We start from the raw sequence: 17,255 nt of genomic DNA, 5'->3' as shown, positions 1-17,255 counted from the left end.
GGTGTGGTTGCTCCCCCTCAGCCCCGGACCCGGAGACGGTCGGTGCTGTCCTCACTGGGCTGGACGACGACGATGCCCTGACCGGAGAAGGCCATCTGGTAGGCCTCGCCGCTGCCGCGGCCGATCAACGACTGGGCGCGGAAGCTGCGCTTGCCCTTCACCTTGAGGTTCGGGGACCAGGCGACCAGGGCGTCCGGGTCGACGTACGTCTCGTCCTCCCCGCCGCCGCAGTCGACGACGATCGGCTTGCCGCGGGAGGTCAGGGCGACCCAGCCCTGCCCGGAGATCTTGGTGTTCCACAGGCCCTGGCCGGCGAACTTCGCCAGGCCCTTGACCCGTTCCACGCCCCAGGCGAGGTGCGCGTCGAAGGCGAGCAGGTTGGTCGCGTTGACCGAGATGCCGTCTCCGTTGAGGTTGATCACGACGACGTCGGCGCCGTAGTCGGCCAGGTAGAGCAGTCCGTCACCGGAGCACTTCATCAGGGGGGCGCCCTCCCCGGTCAGCCAGTCCTTGGCGATCTGGCGGACGGCCGGCGGGTTGGGCTCGTACTGGACGAAACCCTCGTAGGCGACCATGGAGCCCACGCGGGCGAAGAGGTCGTGGCCGGACTGCATGGCGACCTTCAGCATGTGGTTGCCGTGGTTCTCCATGCGGGCGCCGACGGGCGCGGGGGCGAAGCCCGCGGGTGGCTGGTTCATGACGGGCTCCTTAGATCTCGTACGGCTGGACGACGATGAAGTTGCCGGGAGCGCCCCGGAACTGGAGGTTGACGCTCTCCCCCGTGTCCCCGGGGTAGGAGTTGCGGCGCATCCTCACCTGGCTGGAGACGACCACCTGGGAGGCGGCCGACCAGGCGACCACGGCGTTGCAGTCGGCGAACGTGGTGGGCGTGACCGGCAGGACCACGGGCACGCCGTGCGTCTTGACGACGAGGGTGCCGGTGCCCTGGAACTGCATGGTGAACAGGGCGCCGCCCGGGATGCCGTGCCCCTCGATGCGGCGGACCTCGTACTGGAGGCCCTCGTCGAAGGCGAGGACGTTCTCCGCGGAGACGCATACGGCATCGCCCTGGAGCTCGATCGGGTGCAGCATCGTGGCGTCCTCGGCGAAGAACACCTGGCCCTGGCCGGTGCAGCGCATCAGCTGCATCTCCTGGCCGGTGGCGTTGCCGACGACGCGTCCGGTGAAGCCGGCGCCCTTGTAGCTGAAGTCGACCTTGCCCTGGTACAGCACCATGCTGCCCTGGCGGGCCAGCACGGGCTGGCCGCCCATGCCGAGGTCGACGCGGATGAGCTTCTTGTTCTGCGGGGTCCACCGCTGTCCGGTGGGGGTCTCCTTGAACAGCTGCAGCGCGCCGAGCACACCCGGGGTCTGCGGGGCGCCCGCGGGAGCCTGCTGGGTACCGAAGGGGGGCTGCTGACCCGGCACCTGACCGGGCGGCGGTTGCTGGCCGTAGCCCGGCGGGGGCGTGGGCTGCCCGTAGCCGGGCGGCGGGGCGGGCGCCTGCGGGGCCTGCGGCGGGGCGGCGTACCCCGGGGGGAGCGGCGCGGCCTGGCCGGGACCGGGCTGACCGAACGGCTGCTGCGGTGCGGGCGCCGGGGGCGGGGGCGGCGGCACCTGCGACCCGCCGGGCGGGGTGTGCAGCGGGGCGACGATCGTCGGCGCGGCGTGCACCGAGGGCGGTGGCCCGGCGGGCGCGGGGGCCGGCGGCGGGGTGGCACCGGGCGGCGGCGCGAAGCCCTGCGCGGGCTGCGGGGCCGGGGCTGCCGGGGCCGGGCCGCCGGCGGGGACGCCGAAGGCGGGCGGGGCGGCGGCCTGCGCGGGCGGGGCGAAGCCGGGTGCGCCCCCGGCCTGCGGCTCGGGCTGCGGTGCGGCGGCGGGCTCCTCCTCGGCGACCTCGCCGCCGAAGTTCTTCAGCAGGGCGTCGAGACCGCCGTCGAAGCCCTGGCCGACGGCGGCGAACCGCCAGACGTCCTTGAAGTAGAAGTCACCGAGCATCACGGCCCGCTCGGTGGAGAACTCCGACCCGCTGAACGGATAGCGGGCCACTTCCTCGCCGCCCGCCACGATCCGGATGTATCCCGGGCCGACCTGCGACATCTGGCCGGCGCCGTCGAGGGTCGCCGTGAAGGACAGCTTCCTGATCTGCTGCGGGATCCGGTCGAGGGTGACCCGGAAGGACTCCGTGTCGCCCGCCTGCGCACCGAGCAGCTGGATGGACTCCTCGGGGGACTTCGGCTGGTTGTAGAAGATGAAGTACCGGTCGTCCGACAGCCGCTCCTCGGCGTCCAGACCGAAGCAGCTGATGTCGAAGGTCAGCCCGGGGCCGGAGATCTGCACGCCTACGTACAGATCCGTGCCCGCCGTGAGGTCACTGATCCTGGCCTTGTGGCCGCGTTGGAATTCCCTGGCCATGCGTACGACCGTCCCCCATCCCGAGTGTGAGTGCGTCGCGCCAGGCTAACGGCAATCGCCGACATCGGACGATGTCGGTACAGACCCGGTACACAACGCACGCGGACGCCCGCCGGGGGCGCTCACGCGGGGTGCGTCCTTACTCGCCCTGCGCGTCCGACACGTGGGGCAGGCGTTCGGCGGCGGCCACGCCCTCGAGGTAGCCCCGGGCCCGCTCGGTCCTCGGATACGCCTCCAGCAGCCGCCAGAACCTCGGGCCGTGCCCGGGCACGAGCAGGTGCGCCAGCTCGTGGCACAGCACGTAGTCGATGACGTACTCGGGCATGCCCTGCAGGCGGTGCGACAGCCGGATGCTGCCCTCGGCCGGGGTGCACGAACCCCAGCGGGTGTTCTGGTTGGTGACCCAGCGCACGCTCGCGGGCCGGGCCCGGCCGTCGAAGTACTGCGCCGACAGCCGCTCGGCGCGCTCGGCCAGCTCGGCGTCGCCGAGCGTGCGCCGGCTCTCCTGGGCGGCCAGCTTGTCGAGCATGACGTTCACCCAGCGCTTCTCCTCGGCCTCGGACATCCGGGCGGGGATGAGCACGACGGTGCGATCGCCCTCGCGGTACGCGGAGACGGTTCTGCGTCGGCGGGCGCTCCTGCGGACCTCGATCGCGCTCGCCCCTGAGCCGTTCGTCGGCTGGCTCTTCGTGCTGCGCTGTGGCGTTCCGGCGCGTTGCAGTGGGTCGGCGGGCACGCCCCGACGTTACCCGCTGCACCCGGGGAAGTCCCGGCTCCGGGAGGCGTCAATGTCGCTCACCCCGCCAAGCGCGCGATTAGTACGACGATTTCCGCAGCCTGTGGACAACTTTCGGCACCACCCGGCCCCCGCCGGGCATGCTGGCACCGCCTGCCGGACCACCCACGGATCCGGCGACACCCAGAACCGCTCACGGGGGGCCAGCGATGCATCCGATGGTGAAGCCCGCGCTCAGGCGCGGCTGGCGTGACCTCGACACCGTGCAGTTCGGCATGACGCCGACGCACGCGCTGACGCTCGGTCCGGTCGACACGGCGACGGGCGGCTTCCTGGAGCTGCTCAACGGCACCCGCGGCCTGGAGCTGCTGCGCGAGGAGGGGCGGCGCATGGATCTGCCCGACGGCCACGCGGACCGACTGGTGCGCAGACTCTCCCGGGCCGGCCTGCTCGACGACGCCACGGGCGGCGGTGCGGGCGCCGAGGCGCTGCGCGGCAAGCCGGAGGTCCTGGACCGGCTCCGCCCCGACCTGGCCGCCCTCACGGTCACCACCTCCGCCCCCGGGGACGCGCTGCGGGTCCTCGCCGCCCGCCGGGAGACGCGGGTGCAGGTGCGGGGCGCGGGCCGGGTGGGCGCCGTCCTGGCGTCGTTGCTGTCGGCGGCCGGTGTCGGCGAGGTGGACGTGCGCGACGCCGGACGCGTCGAACCGTGGGACGTCGCCCCCGGCGGGCTGCCCGCCGAGGCCGTCGGGGACCGCCGGGACGAGGCCGCCCGCCGTGCGGCCCGGCGGGCGGCACCCGAGCGCTCCCCGCGGCGCCCCGCCCGTGCCCGGACCGGGCCGGACGGTCCCGGCTTCGGCCTGGTCGTGCTCGCCCCGCGCGACGACGTCGCCGTGCACGCCCCGCACCCGTCGACCGCCGAACCCCTGCTGGCCTCCGGTACTCCCCATCTGTACGCCGGGGTGGTGGAGGGCACCGGGGTGGTCGGGCCCCTGGTGCTGCCCGGCGACACGGGCTGCGCGGGGTGCCTCCAGCAGGACCGCGTCGACCGCGACCCGGCCTGGCCGCGCCTGGCCGCCCAGTGGCGGTCGGGCGGCCGGCGCCGTGCCGGGGCCTGCGACCTGGCCCTGGCGGTCACGGTGGCCGGGCTGGCCGCGGCCCACGCGCTGGCCTTCCTCGACGGCCGGATCCCGACGAGTGCGGGCGCCCGGTGGGAGGTGACCGCACCGGCGCTGCACTGGCAGCACCGCCCGGTCCGGGCCCACGCCGCGTGTCCGTGCGGAGCCGCGGCGAAAGGTGAGCGGGAACACCCCTCCGGCAAGGGTCGGGCACGCGCAACAATGGGCAGGCAAGGACCGTCCGAGGAGCCACGCCGCCAGGTGGGCGCCCAGCGGTCGGCAGGGACTTGGAGGGCGCATGTCTGAACTTCCCCGGAAGGCGGTCACCCGGACCGCCAAGCTGGCCGCGCTCCCGCTCGGCATCGCCGGACGGGCGACCTGGGGGCTCGGCAAGCGGATCGTGGGCGAGTCCGCGGAGCTCGTCGGCCGGGAACTCCAGCAGCGCACCGCCGACCAGCTGTTCAAGGTCCTCGGCGAACTCAAGGGCGGGGCGATGAAGTTCGGCCAGGCCCTCTCGGTCTTCGAGTCCGCGCTGCCCGAGGAGGTGGCGGGACCCTACCGGGCCGCGCTCACCAAGCTGCAGGAAGCGGCGCCCCCGATGCCGACCCGTACCGTGCACGCGGTGCTGGAGGAGCGGCTCGGCGAGGGCTGGCGCGAGCTGTTCCTGGAGTTCGAGGACAAGCCGTCCGCCGCCGCGTCGATCGGCCAGGTCCACCGGGGCGTGTGGCACGACGGCCGCGAGGTCGCGGTCAAGGTGCAGTACCCGGGCGCCGGCGAGGCCCTGCTGTCCGACCTCAACCAGTTGAGCCGTTTCGCGCGGCTGCTGGGCCCCCTGGTCCCGGGCATGGACGTCAAGCCCCTGATCACGGAACTCAAGGACCGGGTCTCGGAGGAGCTGGACTACGGCCTGGAGGCCCAGGCGCAGCGGGCCCACGCCGAGGAGTTCACCGACGACCCCGACGTCGTCGTCCCGAACGTGGTGCACCAGGGCGAGCAGGTGCTGGTCACCGAGTGGATGGACGGCATCCCGCTGTCGGAGGTCATCTCGGACGGGACCGAGGAGCAGCGCGACCGCGCCGGCCAACTCCTGGCCCGCTTCCTGTTCTCCGGTCCGGCGCGCACCGGTCTGCTGCACGCCGATCCGCACCCGGGCAACTTCCGTCTGCTGCCCGGCGGCCCCGAGGGCGAGGACGACTGGCGGCTGGGGGTACTGGACTTCGGCACCGTCGACCGCCTGCCCGGCGGGCTGCCCCCCATCATCGGCGAGGCGCTGCGCATGACGCTGGACGGCGAGGCCGAGGCCGTCTACACGATGCTGTGCGCCGAGGGCTTCGTGAAGGAGTCCATCGAGCTGGACCCGGACGCGGTCCTGGACTACCTGCTCCCGATCATCGAACCGGCGCAGGCCGACGCGTTCGCCTTCACCCGCGGCTGGATGCGCACCCAGGCCGCCCGCATCGCCGACCCCCGCTCCCCCGCCCACCAGCTGGCCAGCAGGCTGAACCTGCCCCCGGCGTACCTGCTGATCCACCGGGTGACGCTGAGCACGATCGGGGTGCTGTGCCAGCTCGGCGCGACGGTGCGGCTGCGGGACGAACTGGAGGAGTGGCTGCCGGGGTTCCTCCCCGAGGACCCGGTGCCGGAGGCGCCGGCCGTCGAGGCGTGAGAGGCGGCCCGCGTCACGCCGAGGGTGGGGGCGGAACAACAGGCGCCCCACCCGAGGCACCCCGTCTCACCACCACTCCGCGTCCAGGCGCCCCTCGATCGCCCTGAGGTTCTCCCGTGCGCAGGCCTCGCAGTAGTGCCGCCGGGCGCCGGCCTCCACGGACAGCGTCCAGGTCGCCGACGGCGTCTCGGCGACGGTCCCACAGCGGGAGCACACCAGAGCCTTCGACGGGTCCGCCGCGGAGCCGTCGTCCGCGGTGCCCTCGGGACGACTCGTCATCCGTCGACCGTAACCCGCGCCTCACCGTCCGCCCGGCACACGGCGGGACGCGGCCACGCACCGGGCGGGCACGACGCGGCGCGGGGGCCGGTCCGTTCGGTACGGACCGGCCCCCGCGGAAGAGGGTGGGTCTCCCGGTGGCGGGAGACCCGGCTCACGAGGCGTCGGTCACTGCATGACCGCCATGGCGAGCGCCCGGCGGGCGCGCCGGGAGGCGCGCTCGGCACGGCGCTGCATGCGGCGCGCGGCCACCAGGCGTACGGCCTGGCGCTCGCGCTGCGCCTCGTCGAGCCGCTCGCGCATATGGGCACGAGCCATGGCTTCGGGGATGAGTTGCATCTCTCGGGTCCTGTTCTGGCGCGAGTCGTTCGCGCCCCTGGTGGTGAAGTCTTCGGTCGCGGAGCCGGAGGGCTCGTGAGCGGACGGGATCATCGGGGCCTGCTTCTGGGGGTCGTGCGTGAGGGGGCGGTCGATCGTTCCCGGGGTGTTCATGCCGTGACCGGGTTCTTGCGCGGACGGCCACGCGGCCGCTTCCGGGCGACGACGACGCCCTGGACGAACAGCTCGCCACCCCAGACGCCCCACGGCTCACGCCGCTCCTTGGCGCCGGCGAGGCACGCCTCGACCAGCGGGCAGGTACGGCAGAGGGACTTGGCGTACTCGACGTCCGCGGGGGACTCGGCGAAGAAGACCTCCGGGTCGTAGGAACGGCACGGGACGGGCACGCCGAGGTTCTCGATGGCGTCGTCGAGCGCGGTGAGCGCGGTGAGCGGAGTCAAGGTCGGGTCCTCCGTGGAGCCAGGCTTGGGGATCGTGTCGGACGGCGGTACGGACGGGGCGTGCGCTTCGAGTTGCACGGTTCGTTGTCCTCGTCTGGTCGTTTCCGGCCGGTCGGCCGGTAGGGCGGCTGGTACCGGGTGGTGCTCTCTGCCCCGAGGCGCCTTCAGCGGTGTCGTCCACGTTCGTGGACAAACAGAAGGGCCGCGGATCCCGGGTGGGGTTCCGCGGCCCTGAAGGCGCCGGCCTGATACATCAGGCTGGATCACTCCAGGGTTCTGGCCCACGGAAGGCCCACATCAGGTGGTGCTGCGTCGTCTGCTTCCGGAATCCGGCACCGGCTGCCGCAAAGGCATAGGCCTCGGCCTGTGCCACTACTGCTTCCAGTGCCTCGGTCGGTCGCACGTCGCGCTCACGGACGGCAAGGCCCGCGGGAGCGATGGAGGACGCCGGGCGTGCGGCGGCGAGGCCGGACACACCGGTGCCCTGGATCGAGGCGCCGAGCATGCACACGGAGACGGCCGGACGATCGGTCAGTTTGACGACGGAGCTGCTGTTGATGCTGATCACTGGGCTCGCCTCCTCTCGGCGCGTCGGGGACCGGGGTGAGCCGGTCCTTCAGATGGACAAGTAGAGCACGGGATGAGGGCCTCCGAGAAGGCCTCCGTTCCCGTGCCTAAGAACCTAGGGGGATTCCCGGGGCATGCGCAAACTATTTTTTCGACGAGTTGGGATCAGTCCTGATCTTTGCCCCCGGCGACCTCGCGGCCTGCGCAGATGGCCAGTACGTCGGCGCCGTAGCGGCCCAGCTTGCGCATGCCGACGCCCGGGATGCGGGCCAGCTCGTGCTCGTCCGCGGGATCGGACTCGGCGATCGCCATCAGCGTCTTGTCCGTGAAGACGCAGAAGGCGGGCTGCCCGCTGCGCCGCGCCTGCTCCGCGCGCCACTCCCGCAGGCGCTCGTAGAGTCCCTCGTCCATGTCCGAGGGGCACTCCTCGCACCGCAGCAGCTTCAGCTCGCCCCCGTCGGTGAGGGTGCGTCCGCAGACCCGGCAGCGCGCGGGGCTGCGCTGCCTGCGTCCCCGCGCCGGCTGTGCGGCACCCGCCGGCCCGGCACCCGGCCTCGAGCCCGGGAAGCCGCGCTCCACGCCGCCCGCGCCGGCCGTGCCCGCACGGCCGGGGCCGGTGCCCGATCCGGGACGCAGCCCGTCCAGGAAGCGGCTGGGCCGCCGGTTGGGGCGTCCGCCCGGGGAACGGGAGAGCGACCAGGACAGGTGGAGGCGCTCCCGGGCGCGGGTGACACCGACGTAGAGGAGCCGGCGTTCCTCCTCGACCTGCTCGTCCGTCCTCGCGTAGGTGATCGGCATCATGCCCTCGGCCACGCCGACGAGGAACACCGCGTCCCACTCCAGGCCCTTGGCCGCGTGCAGGGAGGCCAGGGTGACGCCCTGCACGGTCGGGGCGTGCTGCGCGCCGGCCCGTTCGTCCAGCTCGGTGATCAGGTCGGCGAGGGTGGCGCCGCTCCGCGCGGCCAGAAAGTCCTGGGCGAGGTGCACCAGCGCGGCCAGCGACTCCCAGCGCTCCCGCACCGCTCCCGAACCGGCCGGCGGCTGCGCCGTCCAGCCCTCCCCCGACAGCACGGCGCGCACCTGGGACGGCAGGTCGGGCGCGTCGTCGAGCAGGGCGTCGTTCCCCCCGAAGCGGGCGGCGGCGCGCAGGGCGGCGATCGCCCGGCGCACCTCGGGGCGGTCGAAGAACCGCTCGGCGCCGCGCAGCTGATACGGCACCCCGGCGTCGGCGAGGGCCTGCTCGTACGTCTCGGACTGGGCGTTGGTGCGGAAGAGTACGGCGATCTCGCTCGCCGGGACCCCCGCGTCGATCAGCTCGCGGACCCGGCGCGCGGTCCCCTCGGCCTCGGCGGGCTCGTCCCCGTACTCGGTGAAGACCGGCTCGGGTCCGCCCGCCCGCTGGGAGACGAGTTCCAGCCGGTGGTCGGCGGCTCGGCCGCTCGCCTGGGCGAGCAGACCGTTGGCGAGCCGGACGACCTGCGGGGTGGAGCGGTAGTCGCGGACCAGCTTGACCACGGTCGCGCCGGGGTGCCGGGTACGGAAGTCGAGGAGGTGGTCCGGCGTCGCACCCGTGAACGAGTAGATCGTCTGGCTGGCGTCGCCGACCACGCACAGGCTGTCCCGGTCGCCGAGCCACAGTTCCAGCAGCCGCTGCTGGAGCGGGCTGACGTCCTGGTACTCGTCGACGACGAAGTGCTGGTACTGGGCGCGCACCTGTTCGGCCACGTCCTGCCGGTCCTGGAGCACGGCGACGGTGAGCAGCAGCACGTCCTCGAAGTCGATGACGACGCGCTCCCGCTTGAGCTCCTCGTAGGCGGCGTACAGCTGGGCGATCTCCGCCGGGTCGCGCGGCGCGTCCCGCGAGACCTTCGCGACAGCGAGCGGATAGTCAGCGGGGACGGTCTGGGTGACCTTCGCCCACTCGATCTCGGCGGTGACGTCCCGCAGTTCCCCCCGGTCGAGCCGGATGCGGCAGGCGGCGGCCGCGTCGGCGACCAGTTGGACCTTGCGGTCGACGAGCCGGGGCAGCGAACCGCCGATCGCTTTCGGCCAGAAGTACTGGAGCTGCCTCAGTGCCGCCGAGTGGAAGGTGCGGGCCTGGACGCCGACCGCGCCGAGCTGCCGGAGCCGGCCGCGCATCTCCCCCGCGGCACGGTTGGTGAAGGTGACGGCCAGCACGCTGGACGGCTGGAGGATCCCGGCGCGCACCCCGTAGGCGATCCGGTGGGTGATCGCCCGGGTCTTGCCGGTGCCCGCGCCCGCCAGCACGCACACCGGGCCGTGCAGCGAGGTGGCCACCTCGCGCTGCTCGGGGTCGAGCCCTTCGAGCACCGCGTCGGCCGTGTCCGGTACCTGCGGGAAGAGGGGGGAGTGCGTTGCTGCTGTCACACAGCCATGCTGCCAGGTCACCGGAGACGGGTGAGCAGGTTGTCCACAGGCACCCCCTTGCAGTCGTACTAATGCGGCCGGTGCCACGGGGGCTCCCGCGGCCGGCGCCGCTGGGGACCCTGCGGTCGGCGCGACTCCGGATCATGCGACCGTCACTGCGGCTCGGGCGGCCGGTGCCGCCCCGGCTCGCGCGGTCGGCGTCCCTCGGGCTCGTGTGGTCGGGCCCCTCGGGCCTGTGTGGTCGAGGTCGCTCGAACTGTGTGGATCGGGGTCGCTCCGTGGACCGGCGGGCGTCTCCGGCCCCGTCTCGGGGTTGACCGGGGCCCCGCCCGCCGGGAATGGCCGCGCACCGGCGTACGTTCCCCGGTGGACAGGCACTTACCCGAGCCGCCGAAGGAGAACGAACGACATGCCGGGCACTGTGACGATGTACAGCACCACGTGGTGCGGCTACTGCCGCCGGCTGAAGGGCCAGATGGACCGCGAGGGCATCGCGTACACCGAGATCAACATCGAGCAGGACCCGGAGTCGGCCGCGTTCGTCGAGAAGGCGAACGGCGGCAACCAGACGGTTCCGACGGTGCGGGTGGTGCCGTCGGGCGGCGGCGAGGAGGTCGTGATGACGAACCCGAGCCTGGCCCAGGTCAAGCAGGCCCTCGCGGTCTGACACTCCTCAAGGACTGAGCTCCCTCCGGTCAGGGCGACCGGGGGGAGCTCAGTGCTGCCGGGACGGGCAGGGGGCGTGGAAGCCGCCCCGGGGCCAGGCCGGCCGGGCCACCGGTGCGTTGTCAGTGCCCGTGCGTAGGCTGCGGGGTGTCGGGTCGGTTGCTGCCACCGTACGGGGGCAGCGCGGCCAAGGGGGGTGGCTCCCAAGAGGTCCCCGAGCCACCTCGGTCCGGGACTTCGTGCAGCCTCGACGCCACCCCCCTCCCCCGGACCGCCTGCGCGCGTTCGGTGCCCGACGTCAGAAGAAGGTGCGGGTGGGGAGGGGCTTGCCGTACCAGCGTTCGATCAGGCGGGCCGCGATGGAGATGCCGTAGGGCGGCAGGACCTCTCCGGAGGTGAACGCGGCGTCGAGTTCGTCACGGGAGAACCAGCGGGCCTCGTGGATCTCGTCGCCGTCCACCTCGATGCGGGTGGTGGTGGCGCGGGCGACGAAGCCGAGCATCAGGCTGGACGGGAAGGGCCAAGGCTGGCTGGCGAGGTACTCGACCTCGCCGATGTCGATGCCGACCTCCTCGTGGACCTCGCGCCGCACCGACTGCTCGATGGACTCGCCCGGTTCCACGAACCCGGCCAGGGTCGAGAAGCGGCCTTCCGGCCAGTGGACCTGGCGGCCGAGGAGGATGCGGTCGTCCCGGTCGATCACGGCCATGATCACGGCCGGGTCGGTGCGCGGGTAGTGCTCGGCGCCGCAGGCGGGGCAGCGGCGGATGTGGCCGGCTGCGGCGATGACGGTGCGTTCGCCGCAGCGGGAGCAGAACCGGTGCAGGCGTTGCCAGTTCTCCAGTGCGACGGCGTGCACCATCAGTCCGGCGTCGCGCGGGGACAGCAGCAGCCCCGCCTCGCGCAGACCCGCCGGGCGGGCGGAGTCGTCCATGCGGCCGGGCAGGGAGTCCTTCTGCAGGGCGAAGTAGCTGACGCCGTCCTGGTCGATGCCCAGGAAGTAGCGGTGTGCCTCCGTGAGCGGTGCCTCGAAGGAGGGAGTCATGACGAGTTCGGTCCGCCCGTCGGGCGTCTCGTCGATGAGGACCTGGCCGCCGGAGACCACGAAGCAGCGCGTCGACGGGTGGCTCCACGCCGCCGCGAGCCACGCCTCGTCGAGGCGGTGGTGGGCGGCGCGGTCGATGCCGCTGGGGGCCGTGAGGGAGACGGGGCGGTCGGCGGTGTGGTCGGTCCAGGTGGTCACGGGTGCTTCCAACTCCCCCGGTGGAACGGATCGGGTCGCGGGCGGTCGTGCGGGCGTGCGGCGGGCGGGGGCCGGTCCGGCGGCACGCGGCAACGGGGTCCTTCCAGTGTGCCCCGCGCGGGCGGCCGGACCGGACGGCACGGTCGGGTCAGGGATCGTGCCGCCAGTGCTCGGCCAGGTCGCCCCACAGGTACGCGGTGGTCTCGACGCCCTTGAGGAGCAGATCGAGTTCGACCTTCTCGTTGGGTGCGTGCCAGCCGTCGGACGGCACGGAGATGCCGAGGAAGAGCACCGGCGCGCCGAGGACGTCCTGGAGGTCGGCGGCGGGGCCGGAACCGCCCTCGCGGGTGAAGCGCACCGGGCGGTCGAAGGCCCGCCCCATGGAACGGACGACGGACCGGAGGGCGGGGTGGTCGAGCGGGGTCAGACAGGGGCGGGTCGCGGGGCGGAACACCACGTCGCCGCGGATGCCGTCGGGCACCTGGCCGGCCACCCACGCGCGGACGGCCTTCTCGACGTGGTCGGGGTCCTGCCCGGCGACGAGGCGGAACGACAGCTTGACCATGGCCGACGACGGGATGATCGTCTTGCTGCCGTCGCCCTGGTAGCCGCCGCCGATGCCGTTGACCTCGGCGGTGGGGCGGGCCCAGACGCGTTCCAGGGTGGTGTAGCCGGCCTCGCCGTGGGTGGCGCGGGACCTGGCGGTGGCCAGCCACTGGCGTTCGTCGAAGGGCAGCTCGGCGAAGAGCTCCCGCTCGCGGTCGGTGAGGTCGACGATGCCGTCGTAGAAGCCGGGGACCGCGACGCGCCCCCGGTCGTCGTGCAGGGCGGCCACCAGCCGGGCCACGGCGGTGGCCGGGTTGGGGACGGCGCCGCCGAAGGAGCCGGAATGGATGTCCTGGTCGGGGCCGTGCAGACGGATCTCGCACTCGGCGAGGCCCCGCATCCCCGTGCACACGGTGGGGGTGTCCTCGGACCACATGCCGGTGTCGGAGACGACGACGGCGTCCGCGGCGAGGCGGTCGGCGTGCTCCTCGACGAGGGCCCGGAAGTGCGGGGAGCCGGACTCCTCCTCGCCCTCGACGAGCAGCTTGAGGTGGACGGCGGGGCTGGTGCGGCCCGTGGTCGCGAGGTGGGCCCGCACGCCGAGGGTGTGGAAGAAGACCTGGCCCTTGTCGTCGGCGGCTCCGCGCGCGTACAGGCGGTTGCCGCGGACGACGGGCTCGAACGGTTCGCTGTCCCAGCCGTCCTCCCGGGCGGCGGGCTGCACGTCGTGGTGGCCGTAGACCAGGACCGTGGGGGCGGCGGGGTCGTCGGACGGCCACTCGGCGTAGACGGCCGGGGCGCCGGGGGTCTGCCACACCTCGGTGACCGGGAAGCCGGTCCGCCGGAGGGCGTCGGCGAGCCAGGCGGCGCTGCGATGCACGTCCGGCGCGTGGTCGGGCTGGGCCGACACCGAGGGGATGCGCAGCCACTCGACGAGGTCGTCGAGGAAGGCGGCGCGGTGGTCCTCGATGTAGGTACGGACGGCGTCGACGGCACTGTCAACGGGCTGGCTCATGGTCACGAGCCTAACGGCCCGCGCCGGCGTCCTCGGAGTGCGGTATCTCACCGGACGGGTCCGCGCCGAGGAGCCGTTCCAGTGCGGCACGGCCGGGGAGGGGGTCGGGGCGGACGACCTCGCCGGTGCGGACGTACAGGAACGCGGCGGTGACGGACTCCGGGGGGACTCCCTGCTGCTCGGCCCAGGCGAGGCGGTACACGGCGAGCTGGAGCGGGTCGGCGTCGCGGCCACGGCCGGTCTTCCAGTCGACGATCTCGTACGTCACCCGCTCGCCGTCGTCCTCCCGGTAGACGGCGTCGATGCGGCCGCGGACGACCCGCCCGGCGAGCGTCAGCTGGAAGGGCGCCTCGACGCGGTACGGCGTGCGGTGGGCGTACTCGGTGCGCTCGAAGGCGTCCTTGAGGGCCTGCAGGTCCTGTTCGTCGGCGATGTCGGTGTCGTCGGCGCCCGGCAGGTCGTCGGGGTCGAGCAGGGGCAGGGTGAGGGCCTCGAAGCGTGCTTCGACCCAGGCGTGGAAGCGGGTGCCCCGGCGGGCGGCGGGCTGCGGCGGGCGGGGCATGGGCCGGGCGAGCTCGCGGGCGAAGCCGTCCGGGTCGGCCGCCAGGCGCTGCACCTCGGAAGCGGTGAGCGAGGGGGGCAGGACCACCTCGGTGACCCGGTCGCGGGCGCGCAGCAGCTCCCCGGTGAGGGCGTCGAGGTCACGGTCCCATGAGGCCACCGTGCGGGCTTCCTCGGGGGTGAGGCGAGGCGCCCGGCGGGGGTCGCCCGGGCCGTCGGTGCGGGGGCCGGTGCTGCGGGGGCCGGTCGCCTGGTGGGGAAGGGTCGGGCGGGCGGCGGGGCCGTCGGCCGGGGCGGGGCTCCCGTCGGGGAGGGGGGCGTGGCCGGCCGCCGGGCTGCCGGAGCCCTCGGCGGCGTGGCGACCGCTCCCGCCGGAGGCCGGGGCGTCCGGGGCGGGGGCGTCCGGGGCGGGGCCGTCCGGGTGAGGGTCGTCCCGGAGGGGGTCATCGTCGGAGAACGGGTCGCCGAGGAAGGGGTCGTCCTCGAGGAAAGCGTCCGGGTCCTCAGGGAAGGCGTCCGCGTGGAAGGGGTCTTCCGGGAAGGCGTCCTCGGGGAAGGGGCCCCCGGGGCCCTCGTCGTCCGGAAGGAGTTCCTCCTCGGCGGGTGGTGACGGCCAGTCGGGGTCGTCGTACGCATCGGTCGGGCCGGGGACGTCCGGGGTGTCGCCGTCCTCGTCGGCGGCGAGTGCCTGGAGGTGGGCGAGGACGGTGTCGGCGGCGGCGCGGCGCCGGGAGAGGGCGGCGCTGTCGAGGGGCAGGGGCCAGATCTGGTCGTCGTCGGGCCGCTGGAGGGCCGGGTTCTCCTCGTCCTCGGCCGGCTCCTCCGCCCACGCCTCGATCTCGCCGTGGCCGGCGACGCAGTGTTCGTACAGGGCGAGCAGGAACTCGGAGGGGCCGCGTGGCCGCTTCTGGCTGGGCCCCCACCAGTGCCCGGAGCCGAGGAGCAGCGAGCGGGGGCGGGTCAGGGTGACGTAGCCGAGGCGCAGTTCCTCGGTGTGCTGGTGGTCCTTCATGGCCTCGTGAAAGGCCTTCAGGCCCCGCGCGTTGAAGGACGGGACGTCGGGCAGGGTGTCGGCGTCGCCGCGCAGCGCGTGCGGGAGCACCTTGCCCTGGGCGGTCCACTTCTCGCGGCCCCGGCTGCTGGGGAAGGTGCCCCGGACGAGGCCGGGCACCGCCACCACGTCCCACTCCAGGCCCTTGGACTTGTGGGCGGTGAGCACCTTCACGGTGTTCTCGCCGCCGGGCAGGGCGTTGTCCAGGCCCTTCTCGTACTGCGCGGCGGTGCGCAGGAAGCCCAGGAAGGCGAGCAGGGTGGCCTCGCCGTCGCCGGCGGCGAAGGAGGCGGCGATGTCGAGGAAGTTGGAGAGGGTCTCGCGGCGGCGGGCGGCGAGGGCGTGCGGGGAGGCCGACAGTTCGACCTCCAGACCGGTGACGGCGAGGACGCGGTGCAGGACGTCCATCAGGGGGTCGGCCAGCGAACGGCGCAGGTCGCGCAGTTCGGTGGCCAGGCGGGCGAAGCGCACGCGGGCGTCGGCGGAGAAGGGCAGACCGTCGTCGTCGCCGTGGCCGTCCATCGGGGTTTCGAGGAACGTGTCGAGGGCGTCGGCGAGAGAGATCACCTCGGACGGGTCGACGCCCTCGACCGCCTCCGCGAGCCGGCGGTCGGGGTCGTCGTCGCTCGCGCGCGCGTGGGTGACCAGGTGCCGGGCGCGGCGGCCGAGCAGGGCGAGGTCGCGCGGGCCGATGCGCCAGCGCGGACCGGTGAGCAGCCGCACGAGGGAGGCGTTGGCCCCGGGGTCCTGGAGTACCTCGCAGACGGCGACCAGGTCGGCGATCTCGGGGAGGTGCAGCAGGCCGGACAGGCCGACGACCTCGACGGGGACGTCCCGGGCGACGAGGGCGCCCTGGATCTCGGCGAAGTCGGCCGCGGTGCGGCACAGCACGGCGATCTCCCCGGGCGCCGTGCCGGTGCGCACGAGGTGGGCCAGGGAGTCGGCGATCCAGTCGATCTCCTCGGCGTGGGTGGGCAGCAGCGCGCAGCGCACGGTGCCGTCGCGTTCGGCGCCGGGGGCGGGGCGGAGGGCTTCGACGCCCGCGTGCATCGCGCGCAGCGGCGCGGCCAGTCCGTTGGCCAGGTCCAGCAGGCGGCCGCCGCTGCGGCGGTTCTCGCTGAGCGACTGCCGGGTGGCGGGACGGCCGTCGGGGCGGGCGAAGTGCTCGGGGAAGTCGTCGAGGTTGGCGACGGAGGCGCCGCGCCAGCCGTAGATGGCCTGGCAGGGGTCGCCGACGGCGGTCACCGGGTGTCCGGTCCCCCCGCCGAAGAGGCCCGCCAGCAGGACACGCTGGGCGACGGAGGTGTCCTGGTACTCGTCGAGGAGGACGACCCGGAACTCCTCGCGCAGGGCGCGGCCCACGTCGGGGACCGTCGCGAGCCGGGCGGACAGCGCGATCTGGTCGCCGAAGTCGAGCAGGTCGCGTTCGCGCTTGGCGGCCCGGTAGCGCTGGACGAGGTCGGCCAGTTCGCGGCGGGCGGCGGCGGCCTCGGGGACCTTGCGCAGGTCGTCGTTGCTGAGCCGGGCGCCCTCCAGGGTGCGCAGCAGGTCCGTGTCGTGGGCCCGCAGGTCCTCGGGACGCACGAGGTGCTCGGAGAGCTCTCCGTCGAGGGTGAGGAGGTCGGCGACCAGGTCGGCGAAGGAGCGGGTGAGCGCGGGGTAGGGGCCGGGGGCCTCCCGCAGGACGCGGGCGGCGAGCTGGTAGCGGGTGGCGTCGGCGAGGAGGCGGGAGGTCGGTTCGAGGCCGATGCGCAGGCCGTGGTCGGTCAGCAGCCGTCCGGCGAAGGCGTGATAGGTGGAGATCACCGGTTCGCCGGGCGGGTCGTCCGGGTCGATCCGGTCGGGATCGGTGACCCCGGCCTTGATCAGCGCCTTGCGCACGCGTTCGGCGAGCTCGCCGGCCGCCTTGTTGGTGAAGGTGAGGCCGAGCACCTGCTCGGGGGCGACCTGGCCGGTGCCGACCAGCCAGACGACGCGGGCCGCCATCACCGTCGTCTTGCCCGACCCGGCTCCGGCCACGATCACCTGCGGGGCGGGCGGCGCGGTGATGCAGGCCGTCTGCTCCGGCGTGAACGGGATGCCGAGGAGCTCCTTGAGCTGTTCGGGATCGGTGATGCGAGCGGGCACACGCGAAGGCTAACGGCGGGCACCGACAGCGACGCCCCCTCCACCTCCGCGCCTCGGCGAAACCGCAGGTCGGGGCGGGTGGTGCGAAGCGTCACACG

At 73.9% G+C, this 17,255-nt stretch carries 14 protein-coding genes; 3 read left to right on the top strand and 11 right to left on the bottom strand.

What is annotated here, in order from left to right:
* Positions 1-17 precede the first annotated feature (17 nt).
* The 3 genes from AB0F01_RS08960 to AB0F01_RS08950 form a co-directional block, all read right to left on the bottom strand.
* On the bottom strand, positions 18-698 hold the full coding sequence (locus AB0F01_RS08960; protein ID WP_362091493.1) for an AIM24 family protein: 681 nt from the start codon (positions 696-698) through the stop codon (positions 18-20).
* A gap of 10 nt (positions 699-708) precedes the next feature.
* The gene (locus AB0F01_RS08955; RefSeq protein ID WP_362091490.1) at positions 709-2,415 is read right to left on the bottom strand and encodes a TerD family protein; all 1,707 of its coding nucleotides are present in this window, start codon (positions 2,413-2,415) and stop codon (positions 709-711) included.
* 139 nt (positions 2,416-2,554) lie between these two features.
* Positions 2,555-3,151 carry a M48 family metallopeptidase gene (locus tag AB0F01_RS08950; protein ID WP_362091487.1) on the bottom strand — a complete coding sequence of 199 codons (597 nt, stop codon included), beginning with the start codon at positions 3,149-3,151 and terminating at the stop codon, positions 2,555-2,557.
* A gap of 209 nt (positions 3,152-3,360) precedes the next feature.
* On the opposite strand from AB0F01_RS08950, the gene AB0F01_RS08945 reads away from it, so the two are divergent.
* Together AB0F01_RS08945 and AB0F01_RS08940 are read left to right on the top strand one after the other, a co-directional pair.
* Positions 3,361-4,575: a ThiF family adenylyltransferase gene (locus AB0F01_RS08945; RefSeq protein WP_362091484.1), complete on the top strand. Its 1,215-nt coding sequence runs from the start codon at positions 3,361-3,363 to the stop codon at positions 4,573-4,575.
* Positions 4,568-5,935, top strand: a complete 1,368-nt coding sequence (locus tag AB0F01_RS08940) for an AarF/ABC1/UbiB kinase family protein (protein ID WP_362091481.1) — start codon at positions 4,568-4,570, stop codon at positions 5,933-5,935. The genes AB0F01_RS08945 and AB0F01_RS08940 overlap by 8 nt, the downstream gene beginning before the upstream one ends.
* Positions 5,936-6,001: 66 nt before the next feature.
* Here the strand turns inward: AB0F01_RS08940 and AB0F01_RS08935 are convergent, their stop codons facing one another.
* The 5 genes from AB0F01_RS08935 to AB0F01_RS08915 all read right to left on the bottom strand — a co-directional run bounded on the left by AB0F01_RS08935 (position 6,002) and on the right by AB0F01_RS08915 (position 10,035).
* On the bottom strand, positions 6,002-6,214 hold the full coding sequence (locus AB0F01_RS08935) for a hypothetical protein (RefSeq protein WP_362091478.1): 213 nt from the start codon (positions 6,212-6,214) through the stop codon (positions 6,002-6,004).
* A gap of 168 nt (positions 6,215-6,382) precedes the next feature.
* The gene (locus tag AB0F01_RS08930; RefSeq protein ID WP_362091475.1) at positions 6,383-6,706 is read right to left on the bottom strand and encodes a hypothetical protein; all 324 of its coding nucleotides are present in this window, start codon (positions 6,704-6,706) and stop codon (positions 6,383-6,385) included.
* Positions 6,703-7,071 carry a WhiB family transcriptional regulator gene (locus AB0F01_RS08925; protein WP_004983671.1) on the bottom strand — a complete coding sequence of 123 codons (369 nt, stop codon included), beginning with the start codon at positions 7,069-7,071 and terminating at the stop codon, positions 6,703-6,705. The genes AB0F01_RS08930 and AB0F01_RS08925 overlap by 4 nt, the downstream gene beginning before the upstream one ends.
* Positions 7,072-7,246: 175 nt before the next feature.
* Positions 7,247-7,561: a hypothetical protein gene (locus AB0F01_RS08920; RefSeq protein ID WP_362091472.1), complete on the bottom strand. Its 315-nt coding sequence runs from the start codon at positions 7,559-7,561 to the stop codon at positions 7,247-7,249.
* 164 nt (positions 7,562-7,725) lie between these two features.
* Entirely contained in the window at positions 7,726-10,035 is a 2,310-nt protein-coding gene (locus tag AB0F01_RS08915; protein WP_362091469.1) for an ATP-dependent DNA helicase UvrD2, read from the bottom strand.
* A gap of 322 nt (positions 10,036-10,357) precedes the next feature.
* Between AB0F01_RS08915 and AB0F01_RS08910 the strand changes: the two genes are divergently transcribed.
* Complete coding sequence (locus AB0F01_RS08910) at positions 10,358-10,615, top strand: mycoredoxin (RefSeq protein WP_362091466.1); 258 nt, start codon at positions 10,358-10,360, stop codon at positions 10,613-10,615.
* A 297-nt stretch (positions 10,616-10,912) separates the two neighbouring features.
* On the opposite strand, the gene nudC is transcribed toward AB0F01_RS08910, so the two are convergent.
* From nudC to AB0F01_RS08895, 3 genes are all read right to left on the bottom strand, one after another.
* Complete coding sequence (nudC, locus tag AB0F01_RS08905) at positions 10,913-11,869, bottom strand: NAD(+) diphosphatase (RefSeq protein WP_362091463.1); 957 nt, start codon at positions 11,867-11,869, stop codon at positions 10,913-10,915.
* A 136-nt stretch (positions 11,870-12,005) separates the two neighbouring features.
* Complete coding sequence (locus AB0F01_RS08900) at positions 12,006-13,418, bottom strand: dipeptidase (protein WP_362091461.1); 1,413 nt, start codon at positions 13,416-13,418, stop codon at positions 12,006-12,008.
* Positions 13,419-13,428: 10 nt separating this feature from the next.
* A complete protein-coding gene (locus tag AB0F01_RS08895) occupies positions 13,429-17,157 on the bottom strand; it encodes a UvrD-helicase domain-containing protein (RefSeq protein WP_362091458.1) in 3,729 nt (1,242 codons plus the stop codon).
* Between the last annotated feature and the right edge of the window lie 98 nt (positions 17,158-17,255).

The organism is Streptomyces sp. NPDC029526 (genome assembly GCF_040637405.1).
GTDB lineage: Bacteria > Actinomycetota > Actinomycetes > Streptomycetales > Streptomycetaceae > Streptomyces.
The sequence above is the reverse complement of the archived record's forward strand: the minus strand, read 5'-3'. Positions and strand labels throughout refer to the sequence as shown.